19 protein-coding genes are annotated in these 25,497 nt (G+C 72.3%); 13 read left to right on the plus strand and 6 right to left on the minus strand.

The genetic code is table 11. The features are described from left to right. The first annotated feature begins 160 nt into the window (after nt 1–160). The 4 genes from ACIOWN_RS05775 (at nt 161) to ACIOWN_RS05790 (ending at nt 3,664) form a co-directional block, all read left to right on the plus strand. Complete coding sequence (locus ACIOWN_RS05775) at nt 161–538, plus strand: nuclear transport factor 2 family protein (protein ID WP_012895409.1); 378 nt, start codon at nt 161–163, stop codon at nt 536–538. Nucleotides 539–859: 321 nt separating this feature from the next. After that, on the plus strand, nt 860–1,393 hold the full coding sequence (locus tag ACIOWN_RS05780; RefSeq protein ID WP_362352956.1) for a GNAT family N-acetyltransferase: 534 nt from the start codon (nt 860–862) through the stop codon (nt 1,391–1,393). An 88-nt stretch (nt 1,394–1,481) separates the two neighbouring features. Next, the gene (locus tag ACIOWN_RS05785) at nt 1,482–1,958 is read left to right on the plus strand and encodes a GNAT family N-acetyltransferase (RefSeq protein WP_362352953.1); all 477 of its coding nucleotides are present in this window, start codon (nt 1,482–1,484) and stop codon (nt 1,956–1,958) included. A 539-nt stretch (nt 1,959–2,497) separates the two neighbouring features. Beyond that, nucleotides 2,498–3,664: a hypothetical protein gene (locus ACIOWN_RS05790; protein WP_401980611.1), complete on the plus strand. Its 1,167-nt coding sequence runs from the start codon at nt 2,498–2,500 to the stop codon at nt 3,662–3,664. Nucleotides 3,665–3,869: 205 nt separating this feature from the next. On the opposite strand, the gene ACIOWN_RS05795 is transcribed toward ACIOWN_RS05790, so the two are convergent. Beyond that, entirely contained in the window at nt 3,870–4,625 is a 756-nt protein-coding gene (locus ACIOWN_RS05795; RefSeq protein WP_401980614.1) for a DUF6585 family protein, read from the minus strand. Between the two features lie 226 nt (nt 4,626–4,851). Here ACIOWN_RS05795 and ACIOWN_RS05800 point away from each other — a divergent pair, with 226 nt between their 5' ends. Then, nucleotides 4,852–5,490: a DedA family protein gene (locus tag ACIOWN_RS05800; protein ID WP_401980654.1), complete on the plus strand. Its 639-nt coding sequence runs from the start codon at nt 4,852–4,854 to the stop codon at nt 5,488–5,490. Between the two features lie 10 nt (nt 5,491–5,500). On the opposite strand, the gene ACIOWN_RS05805 is transcribed toward ACIOWN_RS05800, so the two are convergent. Beyond that, nucleotides 5,501–7,438: an ABC transporter ATP-binding protein gene (locus ACIOWN_RS05805; RefSeq protein ID WP_401980656.1), complete on the minus strand. Its 1,938-nt coding sequence runs from the start codon at nt 7,436–7,438 to the stop codon at nt 5,501–5,503. Nucleotides 7,439–7,666: 228 nt separating this feature from the next. Here ACIOWN_RS05805 and ACIOWN_RS05810 point away from each other — a divergent pair, with 228 nt between their 5' ends. The 6 genes from ACIOWN_RS05810 (at nt 7,667) to ACIOWN_RS05835 (ending at nt 15,685) form a co-directional block, all read left to right on the plus strand. Further along, entirely contained in the window at nt 7,667–8,584 is a 918-nt protein-coding gene (locus ACIOWN_RS05810; protein ID WP_401980659.1) for a YbhN family protein, read from the plus strand. A 130-nt stretch (nt 8,585–8,714) separates the two neighbouring features. Beyond that, entirely contained in the window at nt 8,715–9,479 is a 765-nt protein-coding gene (locus ACIOWN_RS05815) for a crotonase/enoyl-CoA hydratase family protein (RefSeq protein ID WP_362352941.1), read from the plus strand. Nucleotides 9,480–9,646: 167 nt separating this feature from the next. Beyond that, nucleotides 9,647–11,863: an NADP-dependent isocitrate dehydrogenase gene (locus ACIOWN_RS05820; protein ID WP_362352938.1), complete on the plus strand. Its 2,217-nt coding sequence runs from the start codon at nt 9,647–9,649 to the stop codon at nt 11,861–11,863. A gap of 408 nt (nt 11,864–12,271) precedes the next feature. Then, on the plus strand, nt 12,272–13,642 hold the full coding sequence (locus ACIOWN_RS05825) for a bifunctional o-acetylhomoserine/o-acetylserine sulfhydrylase (RefSeq protein ID WP_362352935.1): 1,371 nt from the start codon (nt 12,272–12,274) through the stop codon (nt 13,640–13,642). Continuing rightward, nucleotides 13,639–14,799, plus strand: coding sequence for a homoserine O-acetyltransferase (locus ACIOWN_RS05830; protein WP_362353100.1), 1,161 nt, complete (start codon nt 13,639–13,641; stop codon nt 14,797–14,799). Before ACIOWN_RS05825 ends, ACIOWN_RS05830 begins: the two co-directional genes overlap by 4 nt. An 88-nt stretch (nt 14,800–14,887) precedes the next feature. Beyond that, nucleotides 14,888–15,685 carry an N-formylglutamate amidohydrolase gene (locus ACIOWN_RS05835; RefSeq protein ID WP_362352932.1) on the plus strand — a complete coding sequence of 266 codons (798 nt, stop codon included), beginning with the start codon at nt 14,888–14,890 and terminating at the stop codon, nt 15,683–15,685. A 62-nt stretch (nt 15,686–15,747) separates the two neighbouring features. On the opposite strand, the gene ACIOWN_RS05840 is transcribed toward ACIOWN_RS05835, so the two are convergent. The 3 genes from ACIOWN_RS05840 to ACIOWN_RS05850 form a co-directional block, all read right to left on the minus strand. Next, nucleotides 15,748–16,182, minus strand: coding sequence for a hypothetical protein (locus ACIOWN_RS05840; RefSeq protein WP_362353098.1), 435 nt, complete (start codon nt 16,180–16,182; stop codon nt 15,748–15,750). 74 nt (nt 16,183–16,256) lie between these two features. After that, nucleotides 16,257–16,895 carry a sigma-70 family RNA polymerase sigma factor gene (locus ACIOWN_RS05845; protein ID WP_362352929.1) on the minus strand — a complete coding sequence of 213 codons (639 nt, stop codon included), beginning with the start codon at nt 16,893–16,895 and terminating at the stop codon, nt 16,257–16,259. Beyond that, the gene (locus tag ACIOWN_RS05850) at nt 16,892–18,331 is read right to left on the minus strand and encodes a S8/S53 family peptidase (protein WP_362352926.1); all 1,440 of its coding nucleotides are present in this window, start codon (nt 18,329–18,331) and stop codon (nt 16,892–16,894) included. Before ACIOWN_RS05850 ends, ACIOWN_RS05845 begins: the two co-directional genes overlap by 4 nt. A gap of 158 nt (nt 18,332–18,489) precedes the next feature. On the opposite strand from ACIOWN_RS05850, the gene ACIOWN_RS05855 reads away from it, so the two are divergent. Then, nucleotides 18,490–21,051 carry a CHAT domain-containing tetratricopeptide repeat protein gene (locus tag ACIOWN_RS05855; protein WP_362353096.1) on the plus strand — a complete coding sequence of 854 codons (2,562 nt, stop codon included), beginning with the start codon at nt 18,490–18,492 and terminating at the stop codon, nt 21,049–21,051. 323 nt (nt 21,052–21,374) lie between these two features. Continuing rightward, nucleotides 21,375–24,284 carry a M36 family metallopeptidase gene (locus ACIOWN_RS05860; RefSeq protein WP_362352924.1) on the plus strand — a complete coding sequence of 970 codons (2,910 nt, stop codon included), beginning with the start codon at nt 21,375–21,377 and terminating at the stop codon, nt 24,282–24,284. A gap of 78 nt (nt 24,285–24,362) precedes the next feature. On the opposite strand, the gene ACIOWN_RS05865 is transcribed toward ACIOWN_RS05860, so the two are convergent. Beyond that, nucleotides 24,363–25,367, minus strand: a complete 1,005-nt coding sequence (locus ACIOWN_RS05865; RefSeq protein WP_362352921.1) for a helix-turn-helix domain-containing protein — start codon at nt 25,365–25,367, stop codon at nt 24,363–24,365. Nucleotides 25,368–25,497: the final 130 nt, after the last annotated feature.

A 25,497-nucleotide genomic window follows, 5' to 3' on the forward strand; every position in this document is an offset into this window, starting at 1 on the left:
CGGTTTACTTCAGATGCGTCCACCCACTCACCATGCCCCTGAAGACGGTCGAGACACAGACCTGACGGAGTCCTAATAGTGCTGTGGCCGGGAAGGTTCATCGTGATCGGAAGGCGGCTCGTGGGACGAGCGCACGCGAAACGGCTGGTATTACTGGGGCATGCAGGAAGAGACCGCACGCTCCGCGATCGACACGTTCATCTCCGCGTTCAACGCCTCGGACGACAGCTATGTGACTGCCCTGCTCTCCCAGGCCCTGACCTCAGACGTGGTCTTCTGGGGACCGTTGGGTCGCAGCGAAGGAATCGCGGCGGTCGAGCGGTTCGTGCTGGACATCCGGCGCCACCCGGCGGGGACCGGCACGATGGTGCGCTGCTCAGCGGTGGACATGCCTGACGAATGGGCCCGGTACCAGTGGGTCTTCACCACTCCTGATGGAGGCCCCCGCCTGACGGGAACGGACGTCGTCCATCTGCGGCGGAGCCTCATCGACCAGGTCATCGTCTTCGCAGGGGAGATCGAGCCGTCCGCCTCCTGAGTCTCGAGTGATGCACTCATACTTCTTGTGCTATCGACCGAGCTGCCCCCGCAGGAACACGATCTCGAACGGCCCGAGTCCTTGACCAGCTGCGGGCGTCCGGGGCCGGGGGTCGAAGTGGAGCTGCGGGACGACGAGGGCAAGCCGGTGGCCATAGCACCCGGCAGTCCCGCCCGAAGCCGCCGTCGTCCCCGTCCTCGTGTCGGGTCGACGGCAGCCTTCGGGCGGGGGCAGGCGGCTTGACGCCTTGTGGTTCCGCAGCGGCAGCGCGGGCGAGCGCCGGATTACAGACAAGGCCCTTGTCTTCGGCAGGATGGGCGCATGACCGAGATCCTCACACCCCGCCTCCTCCTCCGTACCTGGCACGACGACGACCTCGCGCCGATGGCGGACATCAACGCGGACCCACGGGTCATGCGCTGGATCGACGACGGCTCGGTGCGCGACCTGGACCGCACGGCCGAGGACATCGAGCGGTGGGAGGAGGAGTGGGACGAGGAGGGCTTCGGACTCTTCGCCGTCGAGCTGCTGGCCTCTGGCGAACTGATCGGCTTCACAGGACTGTCCGTGCCCGAGTTCCTGCCGGAGGTGATGCCCGCCGTGGCGATCGGCTGGCGGATCGGCTCACAGTTCTGGGGCCAGGGATACGCGTCCGAAGCCGCCCACGCCACGCTGGAGTTCGCGCTCCAGGACCGCGGCCTGGACCGCGTCATCAGCATCAACCGGGTGGGTGACAACGCCTCCGAGAACGTCATCCGCAAGCTCGGCATGACGCCCGAGCGGGAGACGGCACACCCGGTGTACGGCTACCCGCTGCGCGTTCACGCCATCGACCTCACCGAGTTCCAGGCATGAACCGGCCGAGCCGTCGGTCACGCCTCGTCCGCACCGGCGCCCGGTTCGAGCGCGGTCAGCTCGTCGAGCGACCCCAGGAGCGGGTGGCATGACCGCCATCGGCCTGCGGCCGGCCACCGCCGCCGACGGCGAGTACTGCTTCCAGCTGCACAAGGCCGCCATGGGCGCCTACATCGCCCAGACCTGGGGCTGGGACGAACACGCCCAACGCGGCTTCCACAGCCGCGCGTTCAGCCCCGGCCGATGGCAGATCATCACCGTCGACGGCGCTGCCGCCGGCATGCTCCACATCGAGCACCGGCCCGTGGAGATCTACCTTGCCCGGATCGAGATACACCCCGACCACCAGGGGCGCGGCATCGGCAGTCGGATCATCCGCACCCTCCTGCAGCAAGCCCGCCGGCAAGGCCAGGACCTGACCTTGGACGTCCTCGCGGTCAACCAGCGGGCCCATGGCCTCTACCAGCGCATGGGCCTGCACGAAGTCACCCGGCACGGCGAGAACAACATCAAGATCAGGATGTCCAGCCGACCACCTCAGAGCGACCCGATCCGCGGATCCTGACCATGACTCGGTGCCTGCGCGGCGCGCGATCCGGCGACGTGTGACGCTCAGCCCGTCGTGCTCGGAGACGACCCGCCGGCGCAGTGGTCGTACGCGGACTTCACCGATGGATACGACGAGCTCAGGGCTATCCGGCTACCCGGGGCGTCATCTTCGCAGACGTAACTTCCCGACGCTGAGGCCGGCTTGATCCGCAGGAGCACTTCGTAGGACGAAATCCGTACGTGGTGAGTGCTCCTCGCGGCGATGACTCCCAGGCTGTGCTGCTCTGTGCACGGGTTGTCCTCATCGCCGGCACACCAGAAGACGTGCATGTCTTCGGACGTGTCATTCGTCAGGGCGATCGGGGCGACGTTCTCGGGGTCGGTCGGATCCAGGTTGCAGCCCGCAAGGCAGAGGACCGCCGGACTCAGAAGGACCGCGGTCACGCAACGAGCGACACGGTTGATCAGGAAGTTCACGGTCCCCCACAGGTCGTCACGCGAAGCCGCACCATATCGCGGGGTGCCGGTGTTTGAGGGCTCTGACATCATGCGGCCGTGATCACTGCGGACGAGAACCTGCTGACCGGCCTGGACGAAGTGGACTGGGCGAACCTGAACCACGCCTACGGGACGGCCGACGATGTCCCCGGCCAACTGCGTGCCCTGTGCGGAGACGACGAGCAGGCGCAACAGGAGGCCTTCGGCGGCCTGTTCAATCATCTCGCGCACCAGGGCGTCCGCTGTCAGGCATCTCCGTATACGGTGCCGTTCCTTGCCCGGATCGCTCTCGGCGGCCCGAGGACGGCACGCGAGCTCGCATTGCGGCTCCTGACCGGCCTCGCGGTCAACCGGGACGAAGAGTGCGAGATCCTCGACGGGGCCGACATCGCAGCCTGGCGCGCGGAGGCCGCCGAGAACTCCTCCGACAAGCTCCTCGCCCTGTACGAGCAGGCTCTGGCCACCGAGCAGGACGAGCAGCGACGCCGGAACCTGCAAGACACCCGGGACTGGCTGGCGGCCGGCAATCCTACCGACCCGCGTGACTCTTCGATGCGTTCGTACGACGCCGTTCTTGCCGAACTCCCCGCCCTGCTCGGCCTCCTCGACAACGAGAGCCCCGAAATCCGAACCCGGACCGCCTACCTGCTGGCCTGGTTTCCCGACCTGGCGGACACCTCTCTGCCACTCCTGCTCGACCTTGCCGCACACGAGCACGATGCGGTCGCCAAAGCCACCTCACTTGTAGCTGTCGGCAACCTCGGCACGACCGCTCTCGCGCCCGTCCTCGCCACCGAACTGGACGCCGAGAACGGCCTCGTGCGCTGGGCGGCAGCCACCGCCATCGCTCAGACCGCCCGAAGCGCCGACGCTGAACTCGACGCCCCGCTCCTCAACCGCGCCATTGCAGAACTCGCCGCCGCGGCCGCGGCCCCTGCGCCCGTACCCGCGACCGACTACAACCAGGGCGACTTCCACGGCCACACCGCCGACACTCTGCTCGCCCTCCCACCTTCCCCCACCTCGCGCGCCGCAGTCGCCGCCTGCCTGCCGTCCATCGACCCGTCACACAGGGCGTTCATGGCGAAGGAGGTCCTGCCGGACCTCTTCCCCAGCCCCCTGCCCGCCCCCCCCTCCCCTGTACACGAGCCTCCCCCGCCCCCAGCAGCAGGTTTTGTATGCCCTCGCCGACCTCGGCGAAGGAGAGTGGAACACTGCGGGTGACATCAGCGAGAACCTGGCCTTTTACGGCCTTCCGGCCACTCGGGCTGGTCTGCGCGCGTACATACGGCTTCCCCTGGCGGGCTTCGGATGCCGGTCGGCAAGGATCTGACCACGCGGACGGGGCGCAACCTGGGAACTGCCCACTGCAGCACAGCGCCCGGGAGCCGCTCAAGGCGGCCTCCGGGCGTTGTTCGTGCTCCGGTGGTCAGGTGTTCTGGTGCAGCCCGCCGTAGCGCAGGTGGTCGACGAGGGCGAGGAGGAGGAAGAGGTTCGGGATCCTCTTGACCTGCACCTGGGCCCAGGGCAGCTTCTTGCCGGGCTTGCGCAGGACCAGCATTCCCTGGGAGATCTCGACCTTCTCGATCTCCGCCCAGGTCAGGCTGCCCTTCGGCGTGGCCACACCGGTCTGGTTCACCGAGACGGCCCCGTAGGTCAGGGTCCGGCCCTGCTCCAGCCCGGTGAGCAGCCCGGGCAGCTGCGCCCGGGTGATCTCCTGCTGGAGCGCCGCGCCCCAGCGCTCGGGATCGGCGTAGAACTCGGTCAACTTGAGCTTCGTACCGTCCTCGCGGTGGAGCGTGTAGACGTAGGTGGTCCCGACGTAGACGCCGTTCGCGTACCGCTCGGTGATCTCCTGGAGCGCCGTCATCGAGTCCCAGCGGAAGACGGAGACCTCGCCGTTGCTTCCCACTTCGGCCAGGCCGTGCTCGAAGAGGTGGAGTCGGCGGGCTGCCTGCTTGCGCGAGAGGTTGGGCGTCCTGAAGGCGAGCCAGAAGAAGTAGACGCCGAGGGGCGGAAGGATCAGGGCGACGATCCCCATGACCAGCATGAGGGCTATCCGCACCGGGCTGATGCGCTTCGGCAGGAATGTCTCCCGCAGCTGCCCAAGCCCTTCGGTCCCCGGGAGCGCCGTGTGCTGGGCCGTCGCCTGCCCGGGGTCCTGCTGAGCGGTGGGTCCTGCCATGAGCCGTGCTCCTCGCCGTGGTGATCAAAGATTTGGCGATCATTGTGCGGCCGGGGCCGACGCTTGTACATGTCGGGGTGCCTCTCCGCCGGGTTTGCGCGGCCACAGCATTCCCTGGGAGGTCTCGGCCTTCCCGATATCGCATGGCTGCCGAAAGGCGGTACGCGCCGAGCCGCGTCCATCATGGAGCGGTGGGCCACGTGAGGAGGACCATGAGGCGATGACGGTGTTCGCCGTCAACCCGACGGACAGCGCCTCGGTGCTGGCCGCCTTCGGTGCGCTGGGGGTTCTGGTCGTGACCTTCGCCGAGTCGGGTCTGATCGTGGTCGGCTTCTTCCTTCCCGGTGACACGATGCTGATCCCGGCCGGTGTGCTGTGCGCGCAGACCGACGCCCAGGCGCCGCGAATGGCTCTGTGGCAGGTGCTCGTGTGCGGCGCCGTGGGCGCGGTGGCGGGCGGGCAGGTGGGGTTCCTGCTCGGTCGGCGGGGCGGGCGGGCACTGCTGGCCCGTTCCTCCAACCGGCGGCTGAAGGAACGGGCCGCGCGGGCGCAGGAGCTCCTGACCCGCTACGGGCAGGGCAAGGCGCTGGTGATCGGCCGCTTCATCCCCATGCTGCGGACCGTCCTGCACCCCGCGGCCGGCGCACTCGGCGTGCCCACGCGGACCTTCACGCTCTGGGCGACCGTCGGAGGCGTCCTCTGGTCCCAGAGCCTGGTGCTGGCCGGATACGGCCTTGGGGCATCGGTTCCGCGCATCGGTGACTATGTCCTGGTCATGGTCGCCGTGCTCGTCGTGCTCTCCCTCGTGCCTCTGCTGGTGCAGGTACTGCGTGCACGCCACACCCGGCAGCCGCCCTCCCCCTGAGCGGTGTCGCCTACGCCACCGCCTCCCCGGCCGCCGCGATCCCCGGCGCGTCCAGCGTCTCCACCGCCTCCCGCGCCTCCCGCGCCGCCTCCGCCCGCTGCTCGTACTGCGTCCGGTACAGCTCCGCGTACCGGCCCTCCGCCGCCAGGAGTTCGTCGTGGGTGCCTCGTTCGACGATCAGTCCGCCCTCGACGACCAGGATGAGGTCGGCGGCCCGCACCGTGGACAGCCGGTGGGCGATCACCACCGCGGTCCGGCCCGCCAGGGCCTCGGCCAGGGCCTCCTGGACGGCCGCCTCCGAGGTGTTGTCGAGGTGGGCGGTGGCCTCGTCGAGGATGACCACCCGCTGGCGGGCCAGCAGCAGCCGGGCGATGGTCATCCGCTGGCGCTCGCCGCCGGACAGGCGGTAGCCGCGCTCGCCGACGACCGTGTCGAGGCCCTCGGGCAGGGAGCGTACGAGGTCGTCGAGGCGGGCCCGGCGCAGGGCGTCCCACAGTTCCGCGTCGGTCGCCGCGGGGCGGGCCAGCAGCAGGTTGGCGCGCACGGAGTCGTGGAAGAGGTGGCCGTCCTGGGTGACCATGCCGAGGGTGGCCCGCAGGGACGCGGAGGTCAGGTCGCGTACGTCGACGCCGCCGATGCGCACGGCGCCCTCGTCGACGTCGTACAGACGCGGCAGCAGTTGCGCGATCGTCGACTTGCCGGCACCGGAGGAGCCGACGAGGGCGACGGTCTGCCCGGCCTCGGCGCGGAAGGAGACGCCGTGCAGGACCTCGGAGCCGTCGCGGTTGTCGAGGGCGGCGACCTCCTCGAGGGAGGCGAGGGAGACCTTGTCGGCGGACGGGTAGCCGAAGCGGACGCCGTCGAACTCCACGGCGAGGGGTCCCCCGGGCACCTCGCGGGCGTCCGGCTTCTCCTCGATCAGCGGCTTGAGGTCCAGCACCTCGAAGACCCGTTCGAAGCTGACCAGGGCGCTCATCACCTCCACGCGCGCCCCGGCGAGCGCGGTGAGCGGCGCGTACAGGCGGGTCAGCAGCAGGGCGAGCGACACGACGGCGCCCGGCTCCAGGGTGCCGCGCAGGGCGAAGTACCCGCCGAGGCCGTAGACCAGGGCCAGCGCCAGCGAGGACACCAAGGTCAGCGCGGTGATGAAGGCGGACTGCGCCGTCGCCGTGCGGATGCCGATGTCCCGTACGCGGCCGGCGCGGGCCGCGAACTCCTCCGACTCCTGCTCGGGGCGGCCGAAGAGCTTGACCAGGGTGGCGCCGGGGGCGGAGAAGCGCTCGGTCATCCGGGTGCCCATCGCCGCGTTCAGCGTGGCGGCCTCCCGCTGCATACGCGCCATGCGGCTGCCCATGCGCCGGGCCGGCACCACGAACACCGGGAGGAGCACGAGCGCGAGCAGGGTGATCTGCCAGGACAGGGTGAGCATCACGGCGAGGGTGAGCAGCAGCGTGACGACGTTGCTGACGACCCCCGAGAGGGTGTTGCTGAAGGCCCGCTGGGCGCCGATGACGTCGTTGTTGAGCCGCGAGACGAGTGCTCCGGTACGCGTGCGCGTGAAGAACGCCACCGGCATGCGCTGGACGTGGTCGAACACCGCGGTGCGCAGGTCGAGGATGAGTCCCTCGCCGAGCGTGGCGGACAGACGTCTGCCGAGGATGCCGAACGCCGCCTCGGCCACCGCGATCAGTGCGATGAGCAGGGCCAGGCGTACGACCGTGCCCTGATCGCCGCGGGACACGATCACGTCGACGACGCGCCCGGCGAGCACCGGGGTCGCCACCGCGAGCAGCGCGGTCACCACCCCGAGGGCGACGAACCGTGCGATACGGGGGCGGTGGGGGCGCGCGAAAGCGCCGATGCGGCGCAGCGTCGCGAGGGCGAGCGGGCGCCGCTCCTGCTGGGCGGTCATGACGCTGTGCAACTGCGTCCAGGCGGTGGTCTCCATGCTCATGTAGGAGAACCTAGAACCTCAAGCTTCGTTGAGGTCAATGTGCGCACCCCGAAGGCTCCGGCGACTCCGCCTGCCCACCCGCTTCCCGCTCGTAAGGCGCCGTCCTCGGTTCCGCCACCCGGCGTTGACGCGGCGCGGGCAACCTCTTCTGATGTGACCCCGGATGCGACAGCGGTCGAACTCCCCGATCTGCGGCCAGGAAGGCTTCCGCGGCGCCTGCCCGTGCGCCAGGTGCTGTGCCTGCTGCCGGTGCTGCTGGTGGCGGTGGCCGCGGTGCGGCACCGGTCGGTGCTGGCCGAGGGCTTCGCGCACCTGCGGACCGCCGAGTGGCCGTGGCTGCTGGCCGCGGTCGGCACGACCTGTCTGACCTGGGTCGCGGCGGCCGTGACCCGGCAGGGCGCGGTCGTGCAGCGGTTGCCGAGACGGCGGCTGCTCGCCACCCAGTTCGCGGCCGGCGCGGCCAACCACCTGCTGCCGACGGGGCTCGGGGCGAGCGCGGTGAACCTGCGGTTCCTGACGGTGTGCGGGGTCTCCCTGGCCCGGTCCTCCGCCGCGCTCGCGCTGTACATGCTCGCGGAGAGCATCGCCCGGCTGGCCCTGCTCGCCGCGCTGCTGCTCGCGTTCCCGGACGCGCTGCGGCTCGGCGGCCTGCTGCCCTCGGGCATGGCCGGTCCGCTGCTGTACACCGTGGGCGGGGTCCTGGTCGCCGCGACCGTGGTGGCGTTGTGCGTACGGCGGCTGCGCGGGGCGGTGGCCGCGTTCGTGCGCACGGCGCTGAGCGAGGCGCGGTCGGTGCACTCGCGCCCGGCGCGGGCGCTCGCGCTGTGGGGCGGCTCGCTGGCCTTCCCGGCCCTTCAGGCGGTCTCCCTGGTCGCGGTGGGGCAAGCGCTCGCGCTGCCGGTGCCGTCCGTGCACATGGCGCTGGCGTATCTGGCGGCCACCACGGCGGTCGCACTGGTGCCCACGCCCGGTGGGATCGGTTCGGTGGAGGCGGCGCTCGTCGTGGCGCTGGTGGCGGCGGGCGGCCCGGTCGCGGTCGTCACGGCGGTGGTGGTGGCCTACCGGATCATCACCGTCTGGCTGCCGCTGCTGCCGGGGGCGCTCACGCTGGGGGCGCTGGTCCGGCTGAGGGTCATCTGACCTCTCCCCTCCCCCTCCCCGCGGCTCCGGCTCCCGTACTCCTGCCTCCCGAGTGTCTCCCGTGTGCCTCCCGCGCGAGGTGACCGAGGAGTAACCTGCCCGTCCCAGCACGCAGCAGGAGGGCGACGCCATGCCGGTCCGGATCGAGCGCCAGGGGTACGTCACCACGGTCGTCCTGTCCCGGCCCGGCGCCCGGAACGCGGTGGACGGCCCCACCGCCGCCGAACTCGCCGACGCCTTCCGCCGGTTCGAGTCCGACCAGGAGGCCAGGGTGGCCGTGCTGTGGGGTGAGGGCGGCACGTTCTGCGCGGGCGCGGACCTGAAGGCGGTCGGCAGTGAACGGGGCAACCGGGTCGCGGAGGACGGCGACGGGCCGATGGGGCCGACCCGGATGCGGCTGTCCAAGCCGGTGATCGCGGCGGTGGCCGGGCATGCCGTGGCGGGCGGACTGGAGCTGGCGCTCTGGTGCGATCTGCGGGTGGCGGAGGAGGACGCCGTGTTCGGTGTGTTCTGTCGTCGCTGGGGCGTGCCGCTGATCGACGGCGGCACGGTACGGCTGCCCCGGCTGATCGGCACCAGCCGCGCCATGGACATGATCCTCACCGGGCGTCCGGTCCCGGCCCGCGAGGCGTACGAGACGGGCCTGGTGAACCGGCTCGTGCCCACGGGCCGAGCCCGCGCGGAGGCCGAGTCGCTGGCCGCCCGGCTCGCCGCCTTCCCCCAGGCCTGCCTGCGCGCGGACCGCGCCTCGGTCCTGGAGCAGGAGTCCCTGGACGAGTCGTCGGCCCTGCGGCGGGAACTCCGGCACGGCATGGGCGTACTGGCCGAGGGTCTCCAGGGCGCGGCCCGGTTCGCCGCCGGTGCGGGACGGCACGGCTCGTTCGCGGACGACTGAGCCCGCCCTCCGGGGGCGGACGGGCGCTCCTTCCGCAGACGAGTGAGCCCGTCCCCGGAGACAAGTCGGTCCGCCCTCCCGATCCGGGGCGGACCCCTGTCGAGTCGGGGACCGTCACGAGATATCTTGATGTCGAGCAATGTTGCAGACGTGGAGCGGAGCACCCGGTGACTGACTCGACCATCATCTACACACACACTGACGAGGCCCCGGCCCTGGCGACGTATTCCTTCCTGCCGGTGGTCCAGGCGTACGCCTCGCAGGCGGGTGTCGCGGTGGAGACGCGTGACATCTCGCTGGCCGGGCGCATCATCGCCGTGTTCCCGGAGTACCTCGCCGAGGACCAGCGGATCCCGGACGCGCTGACCGAGCTGGGCGAGCTCGCCAAGACGCCCGAGGCCAACATCATCAAGCTGCCGAACATCTCGGCGTCGATCCCTCAGCTCAAGGCCGCGGTCGCCGAGCTCCAGGGCCAGGGCTACGCGCTGCCGGACTACCCGGACGACCCGAAGACCGACGAGGAGCGCGAGATCCGCGCCCGCTACGACAAGGTCAAGGGTTCCGCGGTGAACCCGGTGCTGCGCGAGGGCAACTCCGACCGCCGCGCCCCCGCCTCGGTGAAGAACTACGCCAAGACCCACCCGCACCGCATGGGCGCCTGGACCGCCGAGTCCAAGACCAACGTGGCGACCATGGGCGTCGACGACTTCCGCTCCACCGAGAAGTCCGTGGTGATCGCCGAGGACGGCGCGCTGCGCATCGAGCTGAAGGGCGACGACGGCTCCACCACCGTGCTGCGCGAGTCCGTGCCCGTCCTCAAGGGCGAGGTCGTGGACGCGTCCGTGATGCGCGTCGCCGCGCTGCGCGAGTTCCTGACCGCCCAGGTCGCCCGCGCCAAGCAGGAGGGCGTCCTGTTCTCCGTGCACCTGAAGGCCACGATGATGAAGGTCTCCGACCCGATCGTCTTCGGTCACGTGGTGCGCGCCTTCTTCCCGAAGACGTTCGCGCAGTACGGCGAGGCGTTCGCCGCGGCCGGCCTGACCCCGAACGACGGTCTGGGCGGCATCTACAAGGGCCTGGAGAACCTCCCCGAGGGCGCCGCGATCAAGGCCTCCTTCGACGCCGAGCTCGCCGAGGGCCCGGAGCTGGCCATGGTCGACTCCGACAAGGGCATCACCAACCTGCACGTGCCCTCCGACGTGATCGTCGACGCCTCCATGCCCGCCATGATCCGGACCTCCGGCCACATGTGGGGCCCGGACGGCCAGGAGCACGACACCCTCGCGGTCATCCCGGACTCCAGCTACGCGGGCGTCTACCAGGCCGTGATCGACGACTGCCGCGCCCACGGCGCCTACGACCCGTCGACCATGGGCTCGGTCCCGAACGTGGGCCTGATGGCGCAGAAGGCCGAGGAGTACGGCAGCCACGACAAGACGTTCGAGATCCCGGTCACCGGCACCGTCCGCCTGGTCGACCAGGCCGGCGAGGCCGTGCTGGAGCTGACCGTCTCGGCCGGTGACATCTTCCGCGCCTGCCAGACCAAGGACGCCCCGATCAAGGACTGGGTGAAGCTGGCCGTCACCCGCGCCCGCGCCACCGGCGACCCGGCCGTGTTCTGGCTGGACGAGGGCCGCGCCCACGACGCCAACCTGATCGCCAAGGTCGAGCAGTACCTGCGGGAGCACGACACCGAGGGCCTGGACATCAGGATCCTGTCCCCGGTCGAGGCGACGAAGCTGTCGGTGGAGCGCATCCGCCGCGGTGAGAACACCATCTCGGTCACCGGCAACGTGCTGCGCGACTACCTCACCGACCTGTTCCCGATCCTGGAGCTGGGCACCAGCGCCAAGATGCTCTCCGTGGTCCCGCTGATGGCGGGCGGCGGCCTGTTCGAGACGGGCGCCGGCGGCTCCGCGCCGAAGCACGTGCAGCAGCTCGTCAAGGAGGACTACCTTCGCTGGGACTCCCTGGGCGAGTTCTTCGCCCTGGTGCCGTCCCTGGAGCAGTACGCCGAGGCCACCGGCAACGCCCGCGCCAAGGTGCTCGCCGACACCCTCGACCGGGCCACGGCGACCTTCCTCAACGAGGACAAGTCCCCGACCCGTCGCGTCGGCGGCATCGACAACCGCGGCAGCCACTTCTACCTGTCCCTGTACTGGGCGCAGGAGCTGGCGAAGCAGACCGACGACGCCGGTCTGGCGAAGGCGTTCGCGCCGCTCGCCGAGACCCTCGCCGCCAACGAGCAGAAGATCGTGGAGGAGCTGGTCGCCGTCCAGGGCAAGCCGGCCGAGATCGGCGGCTACTACCAGCCCGACCCGGCCAAGGCCGCCGCGGTCATGCGCCCCTCGGCCACCTGGAACGAGGCTCTGGCCGCCTTCTGAGCCGACCCGGGCCCCGGCACCTCGCCGGGCCCGGTGGTCCTCACCGCTCCGCCCCGACCGGCACCCCGCCGGCCGGGGCGGAGCCCTTTTGTGACGGCTGCGTGTCATCCCCGCTCCGGCGCTGGTGCGCCGCGGGGCCCTGTGCTTACCTGGATCGCATGATCGCGCTCGTGAGCCGCCGCCACGTCGACTACGGACGTGTCACCAGCACGGGTTGTCGCCTCGCCGGCTGACACGCCCCGAGGCCGACAGGCGACTTTCTCCTTCCTCTCGCAGATCCCCCACGCGCTCCCGCATGCCCGGGACGCCCCTCGCCGGCACCCCGCACCCCGCGCGCCGCGCCCGGTGCCCGGGACCTGCGGCACACCCGTGGCCTCCCGCGCCACCGCACTCCGTACGAGGAGCACCATGAGCGACCCCACGCAGCCCATCGACGCCGTCACCGCCGGTCACACGCCCGACGAGGCGCCCGCCGGGCCCGACACCTCCGCCTGGTCGTTCGAGACCAGGCAGGTCCACGCCGGGGCCGCGCCCGATCCGGCGACCGGCGCGCGGGCGACGCCGATCTACCAGACCACCTCGTTCGTCTTCCGGGACACCCGGCACGCCGCCGACCTGTTCTCGCTCGCCGAACCCGGCAACATCTACACCCGCATCCACAACCCCACCCAGGACGTCTTCGAGCAGCGGATCGCGGCGCTCGAGGGCGGGGTCGCGGCGGTGGCACTGTCCTCCGGGCAGGCCGCGGAGACGCTCGCGCTGCTGACGGTCGCGCGCGCCGGCGACCACGTCGTCTCCAGTACGTCGCTGTACGGCGGCACCTACAACCTGTTCCGGCACACCCTGCCGAAGTTCGGCATCGAGGTGTCGTTCGTGGACGACCCCGACGACCCGGACGCCTGGCGGGCGGCGATCCGCCCCGACACCAAGGCGCTGTTCGCGGAGACGCTGGGCAATCCGCGCGGCAACGTGCTGGACGTGCGCGCGGTCGCCGACGTGGCGCACGCGGCGGGCGTGCCGCTGATCGTGGACAACACGGTGCCCACGCCCTACCTGCTGCGCCCGATCGAGCACGGCGCGGACGTCGTGGTGCACTCGGCGACCAAGTTCCTCGGCGGGCACGGCACCGCGATCGCGGGGGTCGTGGTGGACGGCGGCACCTTCGACTTCGGCGCGCACGCCGACCGCTTCCCGGACTTCACCGAGCCCGACCCGAGCTACCACGGCCTGCGCTACTGGCCGGCGCTCGGTCCCGGCGCGTTCGCCGCCAAGCTGCGCGTGCAGCTGCTGCGGGATCTGGGCCCCGCGCTGTCCCCGCACTCGGCGTTCCTGCTGCTCCAGGGCGTGGAGACGCTGAGCCTGCGCATCGAGCGGCACTCCGCCAACGCGCAGGCCCTCGCGGAGTGGCTGGAGCGGCGCGACGAGGTGTCGGCGGTGCACTACGCGGGGCTTCCCTCCAGCCCCTGGTACGACGCGGGGCGCAGGTATCTGCCGCGGGGCGCGGGCGCGGTGGTGTCCTTCGAGCTGCGCGACGGGGTCGAGGCGGGCAAGCGGTTCGTGGACGGGGTGGAGCTGTTCAGCCATCTCGCCAACATCGGCGACGTACGGAGCCTGATCATCCACCCGGCGTCGACCACGCACAGCCAGTTGGACGAGGGGCAGTTGGCGGCGACCGGGGCCGCGCCGGGCCTGGTGCGGCTGTCGGTCGGCATCGAGAGCGTCGTGGACCTCAAGGCCGATCTGGAGGCCGGTTTCCGCGCGGCCAAGGCGGCGTCCTGAACAGCGCGCTCGCCTCCCCCGCGGACGCGCTCCCCCACCCGCCGGCCTCCGGGGCCTGGCGGGCGGGGGACCCGCCGGGGCGCCGTCGGTGGCACGTGCCGCGCAGGCCGCTGCCGCTGGAGGCGGGGGGTGAACTCCCGGGCGCGCGGCTGGCGTTCGAGACGTGGGGCCGCCTGGCCCCGGACGGCTCCAACGCGGTGCTGGTACTGCACGCGCTCACCGGTGACAGCCATGTCACCGGACCGGCCGGGCCCGGTCATCCCACGCCGGGCTGGTGGGAGGGGCTGGTCGGGCCGGGCCGGGCGCTGGACAGCGACCGGTGGTTCGTCGTGGCGCCGAACGTGCTGGGCGGCTGCCAGGGCAGTACGGGGCCGGCCTCGCCGCGGCCCGACGGCAAGCGGTGCTGGGGCGGAGCCTTCCCGTTCCTGACCCCGCGGGACCAGGTGGCGGCCGAACGGGACCTGGCGGACGCGCTCGGCGTCGAGAGGTGGGCCCTGGTGGCCGGCGGCTCGATGGGCGGGATGCGGGCCCTGGAATGGGCGGTGTCGTACCCGGAGCGTACGGGCGCCCTGCTGCTGCTCGCCACGACGGCGGCGGCGAGCGCGGAGCAGATAGCCTGGGCGAACGTCCAGGTGCAGGCCATCCGCGGCGATCCGCACTGGCGCGGCGGCGACTACCACGACACCGGCCTCGGACCGCACGCCGGTCTGGGTCTCGCCCGACGGCTGGCCCATGTCACCTACCGCAGCGAGCCAGAACTCCAGCTCCGTTTCGGCCGTTCGCCGCAGGACGCGGAGCAGCCGTGGCACGGCGGCCGCTACCAGGTGGAGTCCTACCTCGACCACCACGCGGGCAAGCTGGTGCGGCGGTTCGACGCGGCCAGCTACGTCGTGCTGACCGAGGCGATGAACGCCCATGACGCCGGCCGTGCCCGGGGCGGTGTGCGCGCCGCCCTGCGCCGGGTGACCGCCCCCACGGTGGTGGCCGGGGTCGACTCCGACCGTCTCTACCCGCTCGCCCAACAGGCCGAGTTGGCCGACGGCATCCCGGGCGCCGACCGGCTCCGGGTGATCGAGTCGCCGTACGGCCACGACGGCTTCCTGATCGAGACGGAGCAGGTGGGAGAGCTGGTCCGGGAGCTGCTGGGGGCGGGCTGAGTCGCGTTGTCAGTGGGCTGCGGCAGGATCGGTGGTGCCATGACGCCGAGATCCGTGTGGCGACGCGAAGAGAGACAGGAACAGCCCCATGCACGACACCCCGCCGTCCTTCGAACTGCTGCCCGGTGCCGCCGAGTCGCCGGTGATCCTGCATGTGCCGCACGCGGCGCGGGCGATACCGGCCGTCGTCCGGGCCGGGATCGTGCTGGACGACGCCGAGCTGGAGCGGGAGCTGGACCACATCACCGACGCGTACACCGACCGGATCGCCGAGGCGGCGGCCGGGCTGGCGGGGCTGACGCCGTGGCGGTTCGTCAACCGGCTGTCGCGGCTGGTGGTGGACCCGGAGCGGTTCCCGGACGAGCGGGAGGAGATGCTCGCCGTCGGGATGGGCGCGGTGTACACGCGGACCACGCACCGGGAGGTCCTGCGGCCTTCGGACACCGACCCGGAGCCGCTGGTCGAGCGGTACTTCCGGCCGTACGCCGAGGCGATGACGAGGGCCGTCGCCGACCGGCTGGCCGCCACCGGGCGTGCCGTGATCATCGACGTGCACTCCTACCCCGGCGCCGCGCTCCCCTACGAACTGCACGGCGAGGGCCCGCGGCCGCCCGTGTGCCTGGGCACCGACTCCTTCCACACGCCGCCCGAGCTGACCGGGCTCGCGCGTGCGGCGTTCGCGGGCTGCGGCGGTACGGGACTGGACAGCCCGTTCAGCGGCGCCTACGTACCGCTGGAGTTCCACGGCGAAGACGCCCGCGTCGGCGCCCTGATGGTGGAGATCCGGCGGGACACGTACATGACCGAGCCGGGCGGCCCCGCGGGTCCGGGGCTCGACCGGCTCGCCGGGGCGCTGGCCGCCCTGGTCGACGGTCTGGGCCGCTGAATCCGGCGGGAGCGCTCCGGCACGTCACGCGGTGCGGGCTCGGCCGGGCGACACGGGCCCGGTCACGCCCGCAGCCACTCCGTGACCACGACCTCGGCGCCCGCGCGCAGCCGCAGCGCGAACGGGCCGGCTGGTGGTGCGTCACCGGTGAACCGGCCCAGTTCGTCGGCGGTGAGCGCGGGGCCCTGCCGCCGCGGGCCCGCCAGTACCTCGATCCGGGCCGGCTGCGGCGGCAGCACCTGCCCCATCAGCCCGTCGCCGGTGACCTCGACGTCCACGGTCAGCTCACCGGCCTGGAAGGTCAGCATCCGCGGTGTGTCCGTCGCGCCCCGGACCGGAATGGCGTCGACCAGCGAGTCGAAGGTCAGCTCGGCGATCCGGGCGTCGAGGTCGCGCAGCGCGAATGCCTCGACGGCGAGTTGACGCAGGTCGTGGGGCACCGGGTCGAGGATCGCGGCGGCCCGCCGCAACTCCTCCTCCAGCAGCCCCGCGGCCATCTCCTCCTCGTCGAACGTCCCGTCCTGGGCGGGGAGTCCGTCGCCGGTGCCGTCGTCGTCGCGGATGTTGCCGCTCACACTGTCCCCCGTGCGTCGAGTCGTGCGCGCAGGCGCCTCAGACAGCGCTGGCGCAGTGGTCCGATGCTGCCCACGGCGACGCCGAGGGCAGCCGACACCTCCTGGTAGCTGGGCGGCGGCGAGGCGATCAGCACCCGCAGCAACTGGCGGCAGCGGTCGCCGAGTTTCTCGAACTCCTGCCACAGCCTGCGGACCCGCTCGCTCTGTGCGGCGGCCTCCTCGGAGTCGAGCAGCGACTGCTCGGGCGTGCCGTCCTCGCTGACCCGGTCAAGGAGTTGCGGATCGCTCGTCACCGTCAGCCGGCTCAGGCTCCTGAGCGTCTTCAGGCACTCGTTGCGGGCCGTGCTCGCCAGCCACGAGCCGGCCTTCTCCGGTTCGCGGATCCGCCCGAGGTGCTGGGCGAAGCGGAACCACACGGTCTGGTAGACCTCGTGCCCGTCGGCGTCCGAGAGCCGGTGCGCGCGCACCACCGACCACACCAGGGGACTCATCCCCTCCACCAGCGCTTTCCAGGCCGCCGCGTCACCGTCGACGGCGGACCGGACGAGCACGCCGACCTCTGCGCGTTCCACTGACTCACCCCTCGAATACGGCATGTCATCGTACGCCGTGGAGGGGAGGGTTCCGGACCTCATGCCGACGGGGCGAGCCGGGTCACGGGGACCGGGCGCCAGGTGGGCGGACGCAGCGCCGGGACGTGCGCCCCGCGCACTTCCGCGTACTCGGTGTTCGCCTGGAGCAGTTGGCGCCGGGCCGCACGCGGGTCGGGTTCCTTGTGCGCGGTCATGTGCGCCGCGATCATCCCCGCGGCCACCGGAGTGGCGAAGGAGGTGCCGCTCCACTGCGCGAAGCCCTCGAACACGGCCCGGTCCGCCTGCGCCGGAGTGCTCTGCTCCGCCTCGCTGAGCATGCCGGTGTGCCGCGGTGACTGGCAGGTGCAGGCGTAGGCGAAGCCGAACCGGCAGGCTTCGTAGGAGGAGTGCTGGTAGACGTACGGCACGGGCGTCTCGAAGCCGGTCAGGGCGCTGGTCAGCCGCTCGCCTGGGGCGTACACCCGCACCCAGGCGCCGTGGTTGCTGAAGCAGGCGCCGTACTCGCCGTCACCGCGCAGGGCGCCGACCGACAGCACGGACTCGGCGAAGCCGGGCAGGCCGGCATAGGCCGCGGGCCAGAACGGCGTACCGCTGCCGTTGTTGCCGGCGGCCGCGACCAGCAGGGTTCCTCTGTCGCGCAGTTCCCGCATGAAGGCGTCCACGCCGAGCAGGCCGTCGGTGCGGCCGTTGGGGGTGCCCGCGGAGAGGCTGAGGATGTCGGGCCAGCCGCCCGCGTCGACGGCTTCGAACAGCCGGTGGCCGAAATCGGACTCCAGGATGGCTCCGGCGTCGTTGAGGGTGCCGCGCACGGTGATGTCGGTGTTCGGGGCGACGGCCGCGACCAGCCCGGCGATGAACGTGCCGTGGCCGACGTACTGCTGGAGGACGCCCGCGTCGTCGGTCTCCCGCTCCTGCGCGTCGCCCTGGACGTGGGCCAGCGCCGGGACAGAGCGGTAGTCGTGCATGAGGCCGGTGTCGACGACGAGGACGCCTACGGCGGTGTCCTCGTCGTAGGCGGTCTCGGCGGGCGCCGGGTTGAGGCCCTCGGCGAACGGGGCGGGCACCGGCTCGTCACCGGGGCAGGCGTTGACCGAGGCGATCGACACCACGTGGTTGCGGCTGACCAGCCGCCGGCCGGTCCTGCCCTCGGGGTCGCGCAGGGCACGCAGCGCGTGCGTGACGGCGAGGTCGCCGCCGCGGTCGCCGCGGCCCGGGTCGCCGACCTGGATACGGGTGACTCCGGTGCGGTTGGTCTCCGGGCCCGCCCGGCGCACACGGTCCGCGGTCAGATCGGGCGCCGCCGCGAAGTGCGCGCGGACGGTGTCCTCGACCAGCCGGGCCTCCTCGCCGTCGCGGGCGAGGACGACGCCCTTCTCGTAGCAGAACTCGGCCGCGTCGTCCGGGCCCATCGCCAGCGGCACGTCCGGCATCGAGCGCTGGATCTGGGCGAACTGCTCGCGGAATCGCTGAGGTGCCATGGCGTGTCCTCCCGTTGGTACGACGATCGTCAGTCTGAGCCGTGCGGCCCCCGCCTGATACAGCGTCGGCGCGTGTGCGCCGGTTCCAGGGGCCTCATCAGGCCACTACCATCCAACGGGTGACAGCGGGAAGCGACTCGGTCCTCGAACTGCTGCCCATGGTGTTCGCCGCGCCCGGCGAGGCCCTGGCGCGGGCCCGCGGGCTGCTGGAGTCCGCTCCGCCGCCGCTGCACGGATCCGTGGCGCACCAGGTGATCGGCATCTGGCAGCGGGACTTCGGCGACACACGCCTGGCCCTGCGGCATCTGCGGCGGGCCCGGGACCTGGCGGCGCGCGCGGACTCGGCCGAGCGGGAGGCCGACGTACTGGCCACGCTGGGGGTTGCGTTGGTGCACGCGGGGCGTACTCGGCAGGGCCTCGCGGCGTTCGAGCGCGGGGTTGCGCGCGGGACGGGCCACACCCGGGCGCGGGTGCTGTTCCGGCGGGCGTACGTGTGGTGGGTGCTGGGCCACCATCGTGAGGCGCTGGAGGACGTACGGCGGGCGATTCCCGTACTGCGGCAGGCCGGCGACGTGATCTGGACGGCGCGGGCGCTGACGCTGCGGGCCACCGTGCACCTGGCGCTGGGCGCGGTGGAGCGCGCGGACGCCGACTTCACCGCGGCTCAGGCGCTGTGGGACACCACCGGCCAGGAGCACGACAAGGCCGACGCCGTGGAGAGCCGGGGCCTGGCGGCGTTCCGGCAGGGCGACATCCCGGCGGCGCTGCGGCTCCTCGACGAGGCCGAGGAGCGGTACGCCGAGCTCGGCACGCCGACGTTCATGCTGGAGGTGCGGCGCTGCGAGGTCCTGATGGCGGCGGGTCTCGCCCCCGAGGCGCTGGCCGGGGCGGACGCGGCGATCGCCGAACTGGACGGTATCGGCGGGCAGTCGACGCGCAAGGCAGAGCTGCTGCTGGCCGCGGCGCGGGCCGCGCGGCTCGCGGACGACCCGCACACGGCGACCGCGCGCGCGGCGCTTGCCGTGCGGCTGTTCGCGGGACAGCGGCGCGCCTGGTGGGAGACGCACGCGCGACTGGTGCTGATCGAGGCGCGGGTGGCCGACGGGCGTCGCTCGGGGCGGCTGGTCGCGGACGCCGCGTCGGTGGCCGAACGGCTGGCCTCCTTCGGCTCGCCTGCCGCGCCGGAGGCGTCGCTGCTTGCGGGCCGGATCGCGCTCGCCCTGGGCCGCTCGGACGCCGAGAGCCACCTCGCGGTCGCCGCGCGCAGCCGGTACGGCGGGCCGCCGCTCGCCCGGATGACGGGCTGGGCGGCGCAGGCGCTGCGGGCGCGGGCGGCGGGCTCCCGCCGCGGCGTTCTCGAGGCGTGCCGGCGCGGGCTCGACGTGCTCGACGACCACCGGATGACGCTGGGCGCCTCGGAGTTGCGGGCCCGGGCCACGGCGCAGGGCGCCGAACTGGCCGCGCTGGCCCAGGAGGCGGCGCTCGCCTCCGGTGAGCCGCGGCGGCTGCTCGTGTGGAGCGAGCGCTGGCGGGCCACCGTGCTGTCCGCGCCGCCCACCCGGCCGCCCGCCGATCCGGCCCTGCTCAGCGGGCTGACCGCCTTCCGTGAGATCGCCGCCCGCGCGCAGGACGCCCGCCAGGACGGCCACCCGGTGCCCGCCCTGGAACGCGAACAGCGGCGCCTGGAACGGGAGATCCGCTCACGCACCCTGCGCCTGCGCGGCGAGGCGCCGGGCGGCGGCGACCGGTTCGACCCCGGCCGGCTGCTGGCGCGGCTCGGGGACGCGCGGCTGGTCGAACTGGCCGTGCTGGACGGGCGGGTGCACGTGCTGCTGTGCGGGCAGGGGCGGGTACGGCGCTTCGAGGCCGGGCGGCTCGCGGACGCGGTGACCGAGGCCGAGCACGTGCAGGCGGGACTGCGGCGGCTGGCCCACCCGGGGGCGGCGGCCCGGCTGCCGCTGGTGGAGGCGGCGGGGCGCCGTCTGGAGGAGCTGCTGCTCGGACCCGTCGCCCGCCAACTGGGCTCCGGGCCTGTGGTGGTGGTGCCGCCGGGATCGCTGCACCGGGTGCCGTGGGCGCTGCTGCCGTCGTTGCGGGAGCGGGTGCTGAGCGTGTCGCCGTCGGCGAGCAGCTGGCTGCGCGCCCACGAGACCGAACCGCCGCCGGGGGGCCGCCGGGTGCTGGTGCGGGGGCCGGGCCTTGCGACCGGGGGCGCGGAGGTGCCCGAACTCGCCGACCGCTACGGCGCGCCGACCGTGCTGGAGGAGGACGACGCGCATGTGTCCCGGGTCCTGCGGGAGTTGGACGGGGCCGCGCTCGCGCACATCGCGGCGCACGGCACCTTCCGCGCGGACAGCCCGCTGTTCTCGTCGCTGACGATGGCAGACGGACCGCTGATCGTGCACGACTTCGAGCGTCTGGACCGCAGCCCGTACCGGATCATCCTGTCCTGCTGCGACACCGCCCGCTTCGCCTCCGTCGGCGCAGACGAACTGCTCGGCCTGGTCACGGCGTTGCTGCCGCTGGGCACCGCAGGGGTGGTCGCGTGCAGTGCTCCCGTCAACGACGAGGCGGTGGTGCCCCTGATGCTCGGCCTGCACAAGGGCCTGGACGCCGGCCTGTCCCTGGCCGAGGCACTCCGCGACGCCCGCACCGCCCTCCCGGGCGACGCGACCCACCAGGCGACGGGGTGGGCCTTCGCGGCGTTCGGCGCGGCTTGAGACGGGCGGGACGGCACGGTCCACCGTGGAGCACCCGGGAGCAACCTGTGGCGGAACTGTGCATTGTCATGTTTCCGCCATGCACGATCATTCCTGTCGCATCACGCCGCGTGCCACTCTCCGCGGGTGCCGGACGGGCAATCCCTGTCCGGCCCTTCTTGAGGAGAGGGGTACGAGTGCGCACTTACTCCACACGCTCCACACGTGCACGGCGGACCGTTCTGGCGCTGGCCACGGCCTGCATCGTCGCGGTGATCCAGACACCGACCGCCGGCGCCGACCCGGGCCCGGCGCAACCGTCGCCCTCGGGATCCGGTTCGGGGATGACCGGCGCCCACCACCACGGCAAACCCGACAAGGACCTGCCGGGCGCCGGCAGAGCCCCGTCGGCCAGGGCCAGAGGCGCTGCGGCCAAGGCCGACGCCCGGGTGAGCTGGAGCCGGTACGGCACCCCTACCACGGTCGTGCCGGAGGGCGACGGCACCGCCCTGGCGAAGGGGCTGCCGACCAAGCCCGAGCAGACCGCCCGCGCCTATCTGAAGGCCAACGCCGACCTGTTCGGCATCCCCGCCGCCCAGGTCGACGACCTCAGGCTGGTGTCGAGCACCCCGATCGGCAAGGGTGCCGCCGTGCTGCTCGCCCAGGAGGTGGACGGCAAGCCGTTCGCCCGGGACGGCCAGGTCTCCGTCGGTGTCGTCGACGGCACCGTGGTCAGCGTCTCCGGCGCACTGGCCCCGGTCACCGGCGCACCGAAGCCGGCGACCCTGTCGGAACAGGACGCCATCAAGGCCGCACTGGCCGACGTGGCCCTGGCGCCGGGCAAGCTGTCCGCGGCGGACAGTACCGACAAGTGGCGCAAGTTCGAGGCTTCGGGACTGTCCGGAGCGCAGCTCGTACGCCCCGTCGTGATCGCCGATCCCGACGGCACCGTCCGCTCGGCCTACCAGGTGCAGGCCGGTGCGGCCGGCGAGGAACCGGAGTTGTACGACAGCGTCGTCGACGCCCGTACCGGCGAGGTGCTGGCCCGTCGGTCCCTGGTCGAGGACGGGGTCGCCGACGGCCACGACGGCAACCCGCAATGGAAGGTCTTCCCCTTCTCTCCCCCGCTGAACGACTCCTCCGCCGACACCCGTGAGACCTGGTGCTGGACGGCCGCTCCGGGCTGCGACCGCGTCATGAGCGACTCCGCCCCGGGCACGCCCCACCACGCCTGGGACATCGCCTCCGGTGAGGGCGGCGGCACCTACGGCGGCTCCTACAAGCTGGGCACCACGCTGGGGGCCAACGCCTTCGCCGGCGACGGTCTGACGGCCAACGGGCGCAACTGGCTCGGCATCACCCCGGACGTACGGGCGGACCGGGTCTACGACTACTCCTACACCGACGCCTGGCACGCCACCGGCTGCGACCCGAAGGTGCTGACCGACCCCGCGAAGCCGGACCGCGACGCGGCGATCGGCAACCTGTTCGCCCAGCACAACGTGATGCACGACTTCTCGTACCACCTCGGGTTCACCGAGAAGACGTGGAACATGCAGCACGACAACTACGACCTGGGCGGCAAGGGCGGCGACCCGGAGATGGGCGTGGCCCGCTCCGGCGGCAGCAACCCCACCACCCGCAACAACGCCAACCAGAGCACCGGCGTCGACGGCGGTGTGGCGCTGACCAACATGTACCTGTGGCAGCCGCAGGCCGGGGCCTTCTACGGGCGCTGCGCCGACGGCGACTTCGACGCCTCCGTCATCGGCCACGAGTACACCCACGCCATCACCAACCGCATGGTCGGCGGGGGCACTTCCGGCCTCTCCGGCACGCACGCCGGCTCGATGGGCGAGTCCTGGAGCGACCTGGTCGCCACCGAGCGGCTGATCGAGACCGGCGCGGTCCCGGACGGCGTGGACCCGTGGGTGGTCGGCCCGTACGTGACCGACAACAACGAGCGCGGCATCCGCAACTTCGCCATCGACAGGAGCCCCCTCAACTACTCCAACTTCGGCTACGACATGGGCGGTCCGGAGGTGCACTCCGACGGCGAGATCTGGAACGCCGTGCAGTACGAGGTGCGTCAGGCGCTCGTCGGCAAGTACGGCGAGCCGGCCAGGAAGGTGCTCGCCTCGTGCGCGGCCGGCAAGACTTCGGTCGACGACTGCGGCGGCGGCCGGCGCTGGGTCCAGCTGATGTTCGACTCGTACCTGCTGATGGGCACGGGCAAGGTCACCATGATCGACGCCCGTGACGCGATGCTCGCCGCGGACAAGATCCGCCACCACGGCGCCGACCTCGACGTCATGTGGGGCGCTTTCGCCAAGCGCGGCATGGGCATCGACGCCACCGCCACCTCGACCAGCGACACCCGGCCGCACGCGGACTTCGCCACCCCGACCGGCGTCAACGGCAACATCACCTTCAAGGTGGTCAACGGCGGCGACGAGATCCCCAACGCCCGTTTCTACATAGGCAAGTTCAGCGCCCGCACCACGCCGATCGCCGGCACCACGTCCGACCTGGACAGGAAGGCCCTGTTCACCAAGGGCCACTACGACGCCGTCGCGGTCGCCCCGGGTTACGGTCTGACGCGCTTCGACTTCCAGGTCGACGACGCCTCCAAGCAGACCGTCAAGGTGAAGATGCAGCCCAACCTCGCCTCGGCGGCGGCCGGTGCCACCGCGACCGGCGACGGGTACAACGCGGCCCGGCTCATCGACGACGACGAGGGCACCAACTGGGCGTACGTCGGTGACAAGACGGGCACGTCGGTGACCGGCAAGGGCGTCAACGTCCACCTGGCCGTCGACGGACCGGCCAAGGTCCGCCGCATCCAGGTCAGCGCCGTCAACCGGCCGACGGACAGCAGGGACCCGGGCGGCGACACCGGCAGCCAGAGCCGCTTCTCGGCGCTGCGCCAGTTCGAGGTCTCGGCCTGCACCCGCACCGCGACCGTCGACTGCTCCCAGCCCAAGCAGTTCCACGTCGTCTACCTCAGCCCGAAGGACGCCTTCGACGCCCCGAAGCCGCGCCCGGCGGCTCCCGACCTCGTCATGCGCAGCTTCGACATCCCGGCGACCTCGGCCACCGACCTGCGTATCGAGACGATCACCAACCAGTGCGTGGGCAATCCGGCCTACGCCGGCAAGCAGGACAACGACCCGAACAACGTGACGGACTGCGCCACCGGTTCCCCGGCGGCGTTCAACGTCCGGGCCGCGGAGTTCCAGGTCTTCGAGAAGTGACCCTCCGGCGGCTCCGGTGCGCGAGCACCGGAGCCGCACGGCGGTACGGCTCCGGCATCCGGTGGTATGGCTCGGGCCTCACAGCCAGCCGCGGCGGGAGGCCTCCCAGGCGAGCTGCATCCGGGTCCGGACCCCTGCGAACTCGATCAGGTCGCGGATGCGGCGCTGGACGGTGCGCAGACTCGTGCCGATCTGTCCGGCGATGGCGGTGTCCGTCAGACCGGTGAGCAGCAGCGACAGCAGGAGCAGGTCCTCCGGCGAAGGGGCCCGGTCGGACTCCCTCTCGCCGACCAGACCGTCCTCGGTGAGCACCAGCGGCGAGGCGCCCGCCCACAGGCTCTCGAAGAAGGCGATGAGAGCGTCGAGGAGCGCGCCGGGGCGGACCAGAACGGCGGACGGCGGGTCGCCGGCCGGGCCGCCCGCGTCCGAGGCGGGTACGAACGGGGTCACCAGCATGGCCAGTTGCCGGTCGGCGACCACCATCTTCACCGGAACCTCCGCGGCGACCCGGGCCTGTTCACCGCCCTCGACGAACTCGCGGATCCGGTACACCTCGGGCGGCACCTCCAGCGCCGACCGCTCGTAGACCGCGCGGTACGTCACCCCCGCGGCCAGGACCTCCAGTTGGGTGTCGTTGCCGCGTGACGGCACCGCCACGTTCGGCGGCTTGCACAGCGCCAGGATCTCGGCCTGTGCGCCGCGCTGAAGCTGGTCGAACGTCCGGGCCATCGCCCGCGCCCCGGTCACCGTCTCGACCGCCTCGGCCGAGCCCCGGCGCCGGGTCTGGTGACGGTACTCCTCGGTGAGCTTCGCCATCACCGACCGTGCGGCCTGCAACTCCTGCTGCCGGCTCAGCAGCAGCGGGCCGAGCGCCAGATCGGGCGGTGACGCGCGGAAGCGGTGCGCCGCGCCCTCGGCGCGACTCACCAGCCCCTTGGCCTCCAGCGTGTCGAGGAGTCTGGCCACCTCGCGTCCGGACAGACCGAGACGGCGGGCGAGTTGGGACGGTGTGGCCTCCGGCATCCCGACCAGGCTGCGGTACGCACGTACTTCCACGGAGTCGAAACTCGTGGTCTCGAACATGTCGTTCTCTCCTCCTCCGGTCGTGGGGGGGGGGGGGGGCCCGCCCCCCCCCGCCCGGGGGGGGGGGGGGCCCCCCCGCGGGGGGGGCGCGGGGGCGGCGCGACGCGCCCCCGCCCACGCGCGCCCGGCG

It is taken from the genome of Streptomyces sp. NPDC087787, from assembly GCF_044743035.1.
GTDB lineage: Bacteria > Actinomycetota > Actinomycetes > Streptomycetales > Streptomycetaceae > Streptomyces.

What these genes read in the sequence shown, in the direction of transcription:
- ACIOWN_RS05775 (WP_012895409.1), top strand. Translation starts at nt 161, where the DNA reads ATGCAGGAAGAGACCGCACGCTCCGCGATCGACACGTTCATCTCCGCG.
- ACIOWN_RS05780 (WP_362352956.1), top strand. Translation starts at nt 860, where the DNA reads ATGACCGAGATCCTCACACCCCGCCTCCTCCTCCGTACCTGGCACGAC.
- ACIOWN_RS05785 (WP_362352953.1), top strand. Translation starts at nt 1,482, where the DNA reads ATGACCGCCATCGGCCTGCGGCCGGCCACCGCCGCCGACGGCGAGTAC.
- ACIOWN_RS05795 (WP_401980614.1), bottom strand. Translation starts at nt 4,625, where the DNA reads ATGGCAGGACCCACCGCTCAGCAGGACCCCGGGCAGGCGACGGCCCAG.
- ACIOWN_RS05805 (WP_401980656.1), bottom strand. Translation starts at nt 7,438, where the DNA reads ATGGAGACCACCGCCTGGACGCAGTTGCACAGCGTCATGACCGCCCAG.
- ACIOWN_RS05815 (WP_362352941.1), top strand. Translation starts at nt 8,715, where the DNA reads ATGCCGGTCCGGATCGAGCGCCAGGGGTACGTCACCACGGTCGTCCTG.
- ACIOWN_RS05825 (WP_362352935.1), top strand. Translation starts at nt 12,272, where the DNA reads ATGAGCGACCCCACGCAGCCCATCGACGCCGTCACCGCCGGTCACACG.
- ACIOWN_RS05835 (WP_362352932.1), top strand. Translation starts at nt 14,888, where the DNA reads ATGCACGACACCCCGCCGTCCTTCGAACTGCTGCCCGGTGCCGCCGAG.
- ACIOWN_RS05840 (WP_362353098.1), bottom strand. Translation starts at nt 16,182, where the DNA reads ATGGCCGCGGGGCTGCTGGAGGAGGAGTTGCGGCGGGCCGCCGCGATC.
- ACIOWN_RS05845 (WP_362352929.1), bottom strand. Translation starts at nt 16,895, where the DNA reads ATGAGGTCCGGAACCCTCCCCTCCACGGCGTACGATGACATGCCGTAT.
- ACIOWN_RS05850 (WP_362352926.1), bottom strand. Translation starts at nt 18,331, where the DNA reads ATGGCACCTCAGCGATTCCGCGAGCAGTTCGCCCAGATCCAGCGCTCG.
- ACIOWN_RS05855 (WP_362353096.1), top strand. Translation starts at nt 18,490, where the DNA reads ATGGTGTTCGCCGCGCCCGGCGAGGCCCTGGCGCGGGCCCGCGGGCTG.
- ACIOWN_RS05860 (WP_362352924.1), top strand. Translation starts at nt 21,375, where the DNA reads ATGACCGGCGCCCACCACCACGGCAAACCCGACAAGGACCTGCCGGGC.
- ACIOWN_RS05865 (WP_362352921.1), bottom strand. Translation starts at nt 25,367, where the DNA reads ATGTTCGAGACCACGAGTTTCGACTCCGTGGAAGTACGTGCGTACCGC.